This is a genomic window from Paenibacillus sp. FSL R5-0475 (assembly GCF_038004585.1).
In the GTDB taxonomy this organism is placed as follows: Bacteria; Bacillota; Bacilli; order Paenibacillales; family Paenibacillaceae; genus Paenibacillus_AQ.
The window spans coordinates 4758334-4771243 of the sequence record NZ_JBBORK010000001.1 but is presented as its reverse complement, the minus strand read 5'-3'; the positions used below and the strand labels follow the sequence as shown (position 1 = coordinate 4771243).

The 12910-nt window shown below is 43.2% G+C and carries 8 protein-coding genes; all 8 read left to right on the top strand.

Going from position 1 to position 12910, the window contains the following annotated elements; translation table 11 throughout:
• Positions 1–152 precede the first annotated feature (152 nt).
• The 8 genes from cdaA (at position 153) to MKX41_RS21280 (ending at position 12900) form a co-directional block, all read left to right on the top strand.
• Complete coding sequence (cdaA, locus tag MKX41_RS21315; protein ID WP_042192076.1) at positions 153–983, top strand: diadenylate cyclase CdaA; 831 nt, start codon at positions 153–155, stop codon at positions 981–983.
• A complete protein-coding gene (locus MKX41_RS21310; protein WP_076285559.1) occupies positions 976–2433 on the top strand; it encodes a CdaR family protein in 1458 nt (485 codons plus the stop codon). The genes cdaA and MKX41_RS21310 overlap by 8 nt, the downstream gene beginning before the upstream one ends.
• Before the next feature lie 111 nt (positions 2434–2544).
• Positions 2545–3885: a phosphoglucosamine mutase gene (gene glmM / locus MKX41_RS21305; RefSeq protein ID WP_340972981.1), complete on the top strand. Its 1341-nt coding sequence runs from the start codon at positions 2545–2547 to the stop codon at positions 3883–3885.
• A gap of 635 nt (positions 3886–4520) precedes the next feature.
• Positions 4521–6353 carry a glutamine--fructose-6-phosphate transaminase (isomerizing) gene (gene glmS / locus MKX41_RS21300; protein ID WP_340972979.1) on the top strand — a complete coding sequence of 611 codons (1833 nt, stop codon included), beginning with the start codon at positions 4521–4523 and terminating at the stop codon, positions 6351–6353.
• Between the two features lie 329 nt (positions 6354–6682).
• Positions 6683–8062 (top strand): hypothetical protein, encoded by a 1380-nt coding sequence (locus tag MKX41_RS21295; protein WP_340972977.1) that lies wholly within the window; start codon positions 6683–6685, stop codon positions 8060–8062.
• Positions 8063–8197: 135 nt separating this feature from the next.
• The gene (locus MKX41_RS21290; RefSeq protein ID WP_340972975.1) at positions 8198–9022 is read left to right on the top strand and encodes a TnsA endonuclease N-terminal domain-containing protein; all 825 of its coding nucleotides are present in this window, start codon (positions 8198–8200) and stop codon (positions 9020–9022) included.
• A gap of 3 nt (positions 9023–9025) precedes the next feature.
• Positions 9026–11230 (top strand): Mu transposase C-terminal domain-containing protein, encoded by a 2205-nt coding sequence (locus MKX41_RS21285; RefSeq protein WP_340972973.1) that lies wholly within the window; start codon positions 9026–9028, stop codon positions 11228–11230.
• Complete coding sequence (locus tag MKX41_RS21280) at positions 11227–12900, top strand: ATP-binding protein (protein ID WP_340972971.1); 1674 nt, start codon at positions 11227–11229, stop codon at positions 12898–12900. The genes MKX41_RS21285 and MKX41_RS21280 overlap by 4 nt, the downstream gene beginning before the upstream one ends.
• The last annotated feature ends 10 nt before the right edge of the window (positions 12901–12910 follow it).

Sequence of the window (12910 nt, the reverse complement as noted above, 5' to 3'; positions counted from 1 at the left end):
CTTTTTTGTTGCCTAAATTTAGAAAAATTAGAAAATGGGTGAGGGGCTAAACTTGCAACTGGAGCCCGAACGTTATAACCTAGATATTGATACAGATCTAACAGACATTTTACATAAACCCAGCTAATATGAAATGACGGGGGTTTTAGGCAATGAGTTATTTTACAGACTTAACATGGAAAGATTCCATTAAAGATATTATTGATATACTGATCGTCAGCTACATTATTTATAAAGTGCTTAATATGGTCCGCGGAACTCGAGCGATTCAGCTGCTGAAGGGGATTCTGGTCCTGGTTTTGATTTGGGCTGTGAGTACCATGCTAGACCTCTATACGCTCAAATGGCTAATGAATCAAATGTTTACATTCGGGGTGCTGGCGGTCTTTATCATCTTTCAGCCGGAACTACGAAGGGGACTGGAGCAGCTTGGACGAGGTAAATTTTTCGGACGGGCTGGGGAAAGTGATGAAGAACTCAGTAAATTAATTGGCGAAGTGATTAAAGCCGTAAATTATTTATCCCATAGAAAAATAGGGGCATTAATCGTATTCGAGCGAGAGACAGGCCTTAATGAATATACGGAATCGGGTATCGCCATGCGTTCTTTAGTCAGCTCTGAGTTGCTGATTAACATCTTTATACCTAACACCCCTCTGCATGACGGAGCCCTTATTATGCAGGGGAATCAGATCGCCGCGGCTGCATGTTATTTACCTTTGTCTGAGAACCCTTTTATTAGCAAGGAACTGGGGACAAGACATCGCGCGGCTATCGGGATTAGTGAGGTTGCGGACTCTGTGTCTGTCATTGTCTCGGAGGAGACAGGACAGATTTCTCTGGCCATCAATGGTCAAATTGTAAGGGACATTAAGGAAGAATCAATGATTTCGAAGCTCCATCAAGAGCTGAGTGTAAGTTCATCGCTGAAGGAGAAAGGTTCAACTTTCTGGAAACGGAAGGGGGACAAAAATCATGGATAAGTGGATGAGCAATAACAATTTCAATAAGATTCTAGCCCTTGCATTTGGGATCATACTGTTTACTATGGTTCGAATCGACACTGCGCCTGTTGGACAGACCACGGTCGATACTAAATCGAAGATTATTGAGAATGTAAAGATCGAAGAGATCGGTCTAGATAAAGATAAATTTGTACTGGAATACAAGGATGTAGATAGTGTGAGTATGGAGGTTAAGGGGAAGAACTCGGATATCTCTTTTCAGTTCTCGGACGACTATAAAGTGACCCTTGATCTAAGTAAGGTTGAGCCTGGAGATAATACGTTGCCACTCTCATATTCATTACCTAGAGGTGTAACTCTTGTCAGAATGACTCCTAAAGAGGTCAACGTACATGTAGAGCTGCGAAATACAAAATCTTTTCCCATAACATTGGTTACCAAGGGAGAACCAGCAGCGGGGTATCAATTAGGTACCCCAGTCTTGCAGCCTACGGATACTGTTGAGGTTACGCTGCCAGATAATGAGTTAAGCAAAGTGGTGAAGGTACAAGGCACTATTGAGCTAAATGGCGAGAACGAAACCTTTAAAGAGAAGAAATTGAAGCTGCATGCTTATGATAATGAAGGAAAAGAAGTGAAGGATGCCGTCATTGAGCCGGCTACCGTTTCGGTGGAATTGCCAATTACCTTGCCTTTTAAGAGCTTACCGCTGGATATTGGCTTTACCGGACAACTTCCGGGTTCTCTCGTCTTATCAAATGTAACGCCTGAGCTGGAATCAGTCGTGGTATATGGTCAAGCCAATGCGTTAGCTGCATTATCTACCTATGAAGCAAGTGTCGATCTTAGCGCTATAGATTCTGCAGGAACGAAGCAGCTGAAGGTAGAACTGAAACCTCCGGCAGGAACTGAGAAAGTAATGCCTGAAACCGTGAACGTTTCATTAACGATCTCAGAAATTGCTGAACGGACGGTTGAAGCGGTACCCATCAAGTTACAGGGTGTCGGTGATGAGTTTGAAGGAAGTATTGTTAATCCAACAAGCAAGGATATAGCCCTTACCTTAACAGGTGCACCTACTTTGCTAAATCAACTAAATAAAGACGATATAGGTGTTGTGGCTGATGTGACTGGCCTGACTGCCGGGACTCACGAGGTTTCTTTACGGGTATCACTGCCTAAATTCATCGCACTGGCTAATTCAAGTGTGCCTCTTACGGTAACTGTACAGTTGCTGTCACCTGCAACGCCGGTGCCTACGCCTCATCCAGACACGGGTAGTGTAACTACTCCTGAGCCAAGCTCTGAACCTGTTATAGGCGATGAGGAGGCCACTGAGAAGCCTACCCATAGCGGAGAAGTTGGAGCTACAGCGACGCCTGTCCCCACGGATAGCAGTCCAGAGAATAATGGCACAGCTAACACAAGTACGAATTCCGAGAATCCTGTAGGTACAGGGGGAACGTAACCTTTTATTGAAATACGTCTTTTAGGATATGTCCCAAAGGTACACCAAAATAGTATTCAAATCATAGGATAGAACATTAAGCTAATGTAGCGTATTCAAAGGAGAAAAATAATGGGGAAGTATTTTGGAACTGACGGTGTGCGGGGAGTAGCAAACCGTGAATTAACTGCAGAAATGGCTTATAGCATTGGTCGCTGTGGAGGATATGTACTAGCGGGTAACGTGCATAAACCAAAGGTTGTCATTGGGATGGATACACGTATTTCCGGACCTTTGCTCGAATCGGCTCTTATTGCTGGTTTGCTGTCTATTGGGGCAGATGTAATCCGTATAGGTGTAGTGAGTACACCTGCTGTTGCCTATATTACGAGATTATTAAAGGCAGATGCAGGGGTCATGATTTCGGCATCACATAATCCGGTTGAAGATAATGGCATTAAGTTCTTTGGCGGAGATGGTTTTAAGCTTACGGATGAAACTGAGCTGCGTATTGAAGAACTAATGGATGCTGAAGTTGATGAATTGCCTCGTCCTATCGGCTCTGGTTTAGGTATGGTTACGGTTGATAATGACGCCAAGTACCTCTATCTGGAGTATTTGAAGACAACCATTTCTCAAGATTTCAAGGGAATTAAAGTTGTACTCGACTGTGCTCACGGCGCAGCGTATGAACTTGCACCAAGATTGTTCAGAGAGCTGGGCGCTGAGGTTATTTCTATTGGTGCTGAGCCTGATGGATTGAATATTAATGCTGGATTTGGTTCGACACATCCAGAGACTTTGCGTGAGGAAGTATTACGTCATGGAGCGGATTTGGGACTTGCTTTTGACGGAGATGCTGACCGATTGATTGCGATCGATAATAAAGGCGATGAAGTTGACGGAGACTTTATTCTCTGTATTTGTGGGGATGCAATGAACCGTTCTGGTAAGCTGAAAGATAGCACGATTGTATCAACGGTTATGAGTAATATCGGATTCTACAAGGCTACCGAGAAATTATCCCTCAACACTGCTAAAACAGCTGTCGGCGACCGGTATGTGATGGAAGAAATGCGCCGTGGTGGTTTTAATCTAGGTGGAGAACAGTCTGGACATGTTATCTTCCTTGATTATAATACAACAGGTGATGGTATTCTGACGGCTATCCAGCTGGTAGATACGCTTAAAGCTTCCGGTAAGCAACTTAGTGAGGTTAAGAGCATGATGACGAAATACCCGCAGGTACTAGTCAATGTTCGTGTACAAGATAAGACCAATTATCCTAACAACCAGGCTATCGAAGCAGCTATCGCTGAAGTAGAAGGCAAGCTGGGCGACAATGGCCGTGTGCTTGTACGTCCGTCGGGTACGGAGTCTTTGATTCGCGTCATGGCAGAAGGCCCTGATAAGGCAGATCTAGATCTTTATGTGAATCAAATTGTAGAAGTTGTTCAACGCGAATTGGTATAATTCATTACCATACCTATATAGCCGGTGTAGAGAGCGATTCGCGGACTCGTTACACCGGTGTTTATTATTTTTGGATGGATCGTCTGAACAGGGATTTGTGAAATTTAGGTTGGTGCAGCATTGCCAAAGTAATGTAAGGTGCATATAATAGATTAAGTGTCATTCTAGAAGGAAAGCGGGGATTGTGAGGTTTGCAATAGCAAGCGCCAGAGCTTGGTCGAGCGCGGGGGAGAAGGGAAAGCTGCTACATGGTTATGTAGACAAGGGCTTGAACGGATCACGGCAGACGTAAGCTGACGAGGTGGAGGTGTTCGAAATGTTCGGCGGGGACCTCCCGGTGATGCACCAGAGCCGTAAATGGAGACGGAAAATGGAAGGGCGACCTTTCACACAACGTTTTCATGGGTGCATAAGAAATATAAAATTCATGTGTGCGCGCATCGTAAAGAAACACGTTGGTTCTGCCACGGCAGAGAAGAAGGCTGTGCATTTCATGAACATAAGATGTAAGTGACAGTTTATTTTGTTGATCCAAAAATACAACAGAATATTTGCTTTTTCTCAAAAACATGCCGCACGGCACGTTTCTTTCCTTATGCCGCCACATTACGATAACTCGGACGGGGGAAATAATAATGTGTGGTATTGTAGGATATATTGGTAATCAGAATTCGCAGGGGATCTTGGTTGAAGGTTTGAAGAAGCTGGAGTATCGGGGATATGATTCCGCTGGTATAGCTGTATTCACTGGGGAAGGACTGCAGGTAGTGAAAGCACAAGGCCGTTTGGCGAATCTGCAGTCGAAGCTGGAAGGCAGCCCACTGGCAGGTAGCGCAGGTATCGGACACACACGCTGGGCAACTCACGGTAAACCATCCGATGAGAACTCCCATCCACATACGGATAACAGCATGAAGTTCTCGGTCGTTCATAACGGTATTGTCGAAAACTATCTGGATCTGAAAGAAGAGCTGATCGCTGGCGGATGCCACTTTGTCTCCGAAACAGATACAGAAGTTATTTCACACCTGATTGCTCGCGAATATGATGGAGATATTGTGAAAGCTGTGCAAAAAGCGATTACCTTCATGCGCGGTGCTTTTGCATTAGGCGTCCTGACTGAATATGAACCAGATAAATTGGTGGCTGTGCGTCAAGCAAGCCCGCTCATTATTGGTCTTGGCGAAGGAGAAAACTTTATCGGGTCAGATATTCCTGCATTGCTTGAATATACCCGTAACGTATATATTTTGAACGACGGCGAAATGGCAGTCTTGACAAGAGATGCTGTCGAACTGATGACGATTGAAGGAAACTTTATTTCTCGGGAAATGATTACTGTCGATTGGGATGCAGTTACCGCAGAAAAAGGCGGCTACGAGCATTTCATGTTGAAAGAAATCCACGAGCAGCCTAAGGCTTACCGCGACACTATGCGTGGTCGTATTAATGCTGAAGGCAACAAGGTTGTTTTGCCAGAGTTGAACATCACAGAAGAACAAATCAAGAACATCCGTAACATCCAAGTTGTTGCTTGCGGAACGGCATACAACGCTGGTGTGGTAGGACGTACTATGATCGAATCTTTGGTTCGTATTCCAGTAGAGAATGACATTGCTTCGGAATATCGTTACCGTTCACCAATTGTGACCCCGGAAACTTTGGTTATCGTTGTCAGTCAATCCGGTGAGACTGCAGATACATTGGCGGCTCTTCGTGAAGCGCAAGCTAACGGTGCACATGTTCTGGCAATCACAAACGTAGTAGGCAGCTCTATTGCTCGCGAAGCGAATGATGTGTTGGTAACCTTGGCAGGTCCAGAAATTGCAGTAGCCTCGACCAAAGCCTACACTTCACAATTGGTCGCTTTCGGATTGTTTGCTCTTTACTTGGCTGAAATTCGCGGTACACAAACCGAAGCACAAGTTGCTAAGATTCTAGCAGCTATGCAAGCTCTACCAGAACAAGTGGAAGAGATCCTAGCTCAAAAAGAAGCGATCAAAGGTTATGCAGAACAAATTTCTGAGCACAAGAACCTGTTCTTCATCGGCCGCGGCGTAGATTATGCTGTTGCTCAAGAAGGTTCCTTGAAGCTGAAAGAAATCTCTTATATTCACTCCGAAGCTTATGCTGCAGGTGAATTGAAACATGGTACGTTGGCTCTGATTGAGGAAGGCGTTCCGGTTATTGCCCTGGCAACTCAGGAAGCTGTGCTTGAGAAGACCGTCAGCAACATCAAAGAAGTGAAAGCTCGCGGCGCAGACGTGCTTGCAATCACTCACCAAGAGCATTTGACTGACCTGCTTAGATCAGTGGATCAAGTGTTTGTAATTCCTAAGACATTGCCAATGCTGACAGCAGCATTGTCTGTAGTACCTCTGCAATTATTGTCTTATTATGCTTCTCTTGCGCTGGGTCATGATGTGGATAAACCACGTAACTTGGCGAAGAGTGTTACTGTGGAGTAGGTTATAACCTTTCCCAAACAATAGTTGTCAGAAGAAAATAAAGTATTAGACTGAGAAAATAAAGTTGTAGACTGGGAAAATAAAGTATTAGACTGACGTAATTGGCCATACTGCTATTAGGAGCTCTTCTACTGTCTACAGAACCTACATCCAGAATAACATCATGACTTCAACAGGGCAGCCTTCGGGTAGCCCTGTTTCTTTTTTAGTTCAGGTTCAAATACTGAGTAAGAAGAGATAATAAGCCCTCAGTCACTAAGTGTAGTTAGTGCCTTATGGATGTACATTCAATCTGTATGCTGACAGATAATTATAGGAGGAAAAATAATTTGAAACTTCAAATAGAATCTTGGGCGGAAAAAACAAATGCCTTTGAAGGAATAGGTTTTGATCTATTTAAAGAATCAGTAGCTTGTTATAAGATCGGTGCTTATCGATCGGCTTTTTTAATGTCATATCTTGCCCTAATGCAGACCATAAAGCAACGCGTGCTTAATTTTAATTCTAAGCCTGAGCATGTAGAGGAGAGAAAATGGAGGAACTTCCGGGAAGAGTTGGAGAAAGATAGAAATTGGGAAGAAGCTGTTATGAACATTATTATGATGTCAAAACCGAAGTTTATTAAAGCTACAAAGATGTATGAACTTGATGGAAGAATAATTAGATTATCTAATCATGACGAAGTTATTGATGAGTTTAAAAAATGGAGGCATACAAGAAATCAGACCGCACATGCCAAGGTTGGCACAATAAATAGTGCTACAGTTGAATGTTTTTGGAATTTTATTCAGGATAATCTTTTTAAATTTCATGTGAATGGAGGACTGGAATATTACAAGGAGGCTATATTTAAATCTTATAGAGATCAATACGAGAGAGTTACAATTACATTCAAGGAACATCTAAACGCACTTCCTACCGCAGAATTAAACAAGGAAGAATTAATTAGTTTGTGGAGACATTTGAGATCTAACATAGCAAATCTACAAGCAATAAACAATGAGAATTTAATTTTACTTTGGAATGAAATATTATATCATAGCAACCCATTGATAAAAAGTAGCTTTATTGATTTTGTCAAAAGCAGTCCATCCATATTTATTCGGTTCTATAGCTTAATTCCAGAAGTGTTGTCAATTATATTGGGTCAAACTGAAGGACATTTGTTTAAGAAGGATACTTTATATACATGGATAAAGGAAGAAATCAATCATTATGAAAATCGAGTTTTTTGGAAGTTGGTTACTGAGATTATTGAAAGATATACTCCTAAGGAGGATTTATTTAACTTTTATGAACACATCAATATACTAGATATACGTATTTTACCTAATGATCTTGAAACCGATATCCTTAAGCGAAACTCCTTTTTTGACTCAAAGGAAGATAGACTTTGTTCTTATCTTATTTATAGTTATAACGATGCTCCGGATCAACTAAGGAACATAGAGATAATTTATTACTTACTTAAACATATGACCTTAAATCCAAGAATAGTAAGAGTGTTAAATAGTTTCGTGGATGGTTTGGCAAATCATGATTATCCTATAGTCAATCAACTGTACTATTCAATAAGAGACTTTATTGAGGGGGATAGGTTATTGGCAAGCAAAGTGAAAAGTATAGCTTCGGAAAATCAAATTGTATTAAGTGAGTCGCTATCAAGATTTATTGCAACAGCTTTAGAGGATGGAACGACTAGTATTTAAAATTACGTTGCGAAAGAATAATACATTAACCGAGGGCTTCTACTGTCTACAGAACTTACATCCAGAATAACATCCTGACTCCAAACGGGGCTGCCTTCGGGTAGCCCTATTTTCTTTTAAGGAGGTGTTGTCATTGTGGCCAAACGAAAACGTGAAATCACAGACGCGAAGATTGATAGGTTTATCAAAGAAGGCAGAGGACAAGGAACGGGAGCCGATTATCTTCCGTGGCTGCGAGTACAGGATGTGCCCTCAACAGGCAGGTCGACTCGGGGTGTCGGCTGGACCACAGGCAGACAACACACCTTCTTGTCCGATTTGGAACGCGATTATTTCTATGCTCTGGATTATGCCGATGGAGTAACAGACATCCGTGAGCAATATCCCCTCCTTCCGCTTGAGGAGACGAAGCTGATTGCTGACAAGCTTGGTATCGCACATCCCAAAGACCCTAGAACTGGCGTGGATATTGTTATGACTACGGACTTTGTAATTATATATAAAGATAAGGAATATGCGAGGACGGTTAAGTCTGCTAAAGAGCTGGAGAACGAACGCATATTAGAGAAATTTGAAATTGAACGAACATACTGGGAGTCTCATCAGGTTGATTGGGGAATTGTGACCGAGCGTGATTTACCTTATACGTTAATCCGCAATGTCGAATGGATTCATAAAGAGTACCATAACGAGGATGTCGAGAAACTTGGGATCTTTGCTGTCCAGAGTCTGGAGCGTTCACTCGCTGCTTTAATACAATCAGGGACTGCAATAGCTAAAGCGTTTCTCGCATGCGATGAACAAATGGGGTTGGAAGCCGGGACAACCCTGGCTATGTTCAGACATTTTGTAGCCAGAAAGATCTGGTCTGTAAACATGAATGAGAAGATTAATCCATCGAATAGTGCTAATGGGTTTCATATCACTGGAGCAGATGGCTTATTGGCGAAAGGCGGCTGAGATATGCAGATACTCTATGAAAATATGGTAGTCGAATGGCAGTTGCCTGAGTCCGATGTGCGTCAGGTTGAGAGAATACTATGGATCTCACCAAATGAGGAATACCTCTACTGCATTGCAATGGATGATGATAAGGCTTTTCCTGTTATGAAGGCTTATTCGGAATATGCTGCAGGCATTGCATCGAAGCTTTGCAGACAAGTGGATTGGATCAATGATAGCGTCCCAGTAATTGATACTGATATTGCCCCTGAGCATTTGGCGCTCCGTGATAAGTCATGGGACACTATCAAAGATATCGTCCTGGATGAGCCGAACTGCTATGACAAGAAATTCAGAGGGGCTCAAATCCAAGAGGTTCAGGGACGGACTACTGTTCATAAAAGTACAATTTATCGCTACTTACGTAGATATTGGCAGGGAGGGAAAATGAAGAATACGCTGCTGCCTCACTATAACAATTGCGGTAGTTATGGCAATGATCGTACTCCTACAGAGGCCAAACGTGGGCGTCCTCGAAAGTTTGAACATGAGCCAGCAGGTATAAACATTGACGAAGAAATCAAGCAGTTACTGAGATCAGGAATACGATTATTTTATAACACCAAGGAGAAATCTCCTTTAAAACATGCTTACCAAAAGACACTGGAGAAATTCTTTGCGAGCGGGTACCGCCAAGAAGGACAAGCTCTGATTCCCGTACTGCCTCCCCCGGAGAAGTTGCCCACATTTGGCCAATATAAGTATTGGTTTCAGAAAGAGCAGAACCTTGCAAATACACTGAAGAGTCGACACGGTAAAAAGAGATATGAACTGAATCACCGCCCAATACTCGGGAGCTCTACTCTTGAGAGCTTCGGTCCAGGCTCCAGATTTCAGATTGATGCTACGGTTGCAGATGTTTATCTGGTTAGCGAATATCAGCGCGAATGGATTATTGGCCGTCCGATTGTTTACATTGTTATCGATGTGTTTAGCCGCTATATAACAGGGATATACATTGGCTTGGAAGGCCCTAGCTGGGTTGGCGCCATGATGGCTTTAGCTAATACAACAGCTGATAAAGTAAGGTATTGTGCCGAGTATGGCATTAAAATTACCGAGCAGCAATGGATGAGCAGCCATTTGCCGCAAAAGATTACAGCGGACCGCGGTGAGTTGGAGGGTGATAAACCGGCTAGACTTATTGACGTTCTTGGTGTGGATGTCGAGAATGCCCCGCCTTATAGAGCAGACTGGAAAGGAATTGTAGAGCAACAGTTTCGTTTGGTGAACTTGAGAAGTGTTCGATTTGTACCGGGGGCAATCAAGGAACGCTTCAGAGAACGCGGCGAACGGGATTATCGTCTTGACGCTAAATTGACGTTACGAGAGTTTACTCAGATTATGATTCAATACGTTCTTTATCATAACAACAATCACCGTATGCTCTGGTATGATCGCAATGAATTTATGGTAGCAGATAATGTCGAGCCGATCCCGTACCAATTATGGCAGTGGGGGATAATAAACCGGACGGGGCGCTTAAAGAAGCTTCCGGAAGCTATTGTTAAGCTCAACCTCCTTCCCCAGGGAGAAGCTACCGTAACATCTGCTGGAATCCAGTTTAAAGGTGTTCATTATGGCTGCGATTTGGCTATGCGAGAGCAATGGTTCGTTAAGGCCAGGGTCGGCAAGACTTGGCGAGTAAAAGTGTGCTATGACCCGCTTTCCACTAATGAAATCTACTTATGGTTGGATGCGGGAAGACAGTTCGAAGTATGCACGCTGCTTGATCGAGAAGAACGATATCTTAACAAGAGATTTGAAGAAATAGACGACTTATTGGAGATTGAACGATATCATGGCAGACATCATGAGATAAATAATATGTTGGCCAAGATTGACTTGGATGCGCAGACCCAAGCCATTGTAGAGCAAGCGACGAAAAAGACAAATGAGGCGTTACGCAATAGCGATACAAGCAGTAATCAACGTGTTAAAGGAATCAGGGGGAATCGGAGTGGAGAAAAGCAGTTGAATCGGCCACAGGAGGTTTTCCAACTAGCTGAATCTCGTACAGTTGAAGGAAAGAGCTCGAAGGACGATAACGTAGTACTACCGATAAACCGAGATGCAACAACAAAATCGCAAGAAGCCTATATACCTCCGGCTGACAAGCTTTCCAAGATTAAAGCCTATTTGCAGGAAGACGGTGATGAAGAGTGAACGAGATAGATGTTCCATTATTTCACTTCAGTCGTGGTCATTTTGTGGAGGCCGATTATCAAGATCCGCTGCTTGAGGATTATAGGAATAATCCTCTCTTGGAGGCTTTGCCGCCTATTTGGGACGACAAGACTGTAGCCAAGCAGCTGGCATCCAATCCGAGTTTCAATATTGCTGAACGAGGATTACCGGTCCATTTGAGAATGCATTGTGTACAGCGGATTTCAAGAGATTTCTTCAGGCCATTATCGAGACATCTTGAACTGCAACAAAGTATCTCCAGACTTATAAGGGATGGTTATGTAGGCCGAAACCCTCTTACCCCTAACTATGCTTTCAGAGCCCGTAAAGACGCTTATGAGCTCATATTGAAAGGTCATACAAATGGTTATCCCGTAAACACACCAACATCTGCAGGTTTTGCTTTGGTTGGCATATCAGGTATCGGAAAATCAAGCAGCCTGATGCGTATTCTCCAGATGTATCCGCAAGTCATTCTGCATCGAAAGTATAAAGGTCAGCATATGCCTGCTCCCTATCAAATTGTATGGCTAAAAATGGACTGTCCGCATGATGGATCTATACGAGGCTTATGTTTAAATTTTCTACTGGCTGTCGACAGCTTGGTCGGGACGAAGTATTACAAGAAGAATACGACAAAAACGACGGATGAATTATTGCCGATTATGGCTCAGGCTGCCGCCGTACATTGTCTTGGCGTACTTGTCATTGATGAAATTCAGAATCTGCAGGAAGCAAAAGATGATCGGGCTGCACAAATGCTGAACTTCTTCGTCCAACTGGTGAATACGATTGGTCTTCCTGTCATTCTAGTTGGTACCTATAAGGCGCTGCCTGCCTTGAATGGTGAATTCAGGAATGCGCGGCGCAATAGCGGGCAAGGTGATGCAACCTGGCACCATTTTCAGAAAGATGAGGAATGGGAATGGCTTCTGCAAGGGTTGTGGAAGTACCAGTGGACCGACAAAAAAGTAGAGTTAATACCTGAGTTTATAGATATCATGTTTGAGGAATCTCAAGGTATATCGGATATTGCAATTAAGCTGTTTATGCTGACGCAGTGGCGTGCGCTGGACAAGGAGATAGAGCATATTACACCGGAACTTATCCGCTCTGTGGCCAGAGATCGATTTACGCTGATTAAGCCAGCACTTGAAGCGCTGCGATCGGGGAAGAAGAATCAAATTCAAAAGTTTGCAGACATATATGACAGCGTATCTATAGATGACTACCTAGATCGAATTGAAGCAGAGAAACGGAAGGTTGCGCGGTTTGAGGTGATAAAAACCGAGCTTGGTTATGACTTGCAAGAGCAAACGGTTTCTGAAGTTAATGTGTGGCTGATTGAGGCTGGCATAGGAGAAGCCATCGCATTAAAAGCAGCGCAGACTGTAGTACAGAAGCATCTTCATGAAATTGATACCGTAGATTTGCACAAAGAAGCGTTGAAGATTGCTTTACAAGTGCAGAATAATACTTCTTCCACTAATAAGTCTATTCCGCGAAGCAAATCGAAAGTGAAGTCAAAACCGACAGAGCCAAATGATTTACGCGTAATTGTATCTCAGGGCAAGAAGCAGAAGCTGCCGGCATACGATTCCCTCAAAGTTGCCGGATATATTAAAGATCCAATGGAGTTTATCGGATAGAAGGCGGTGA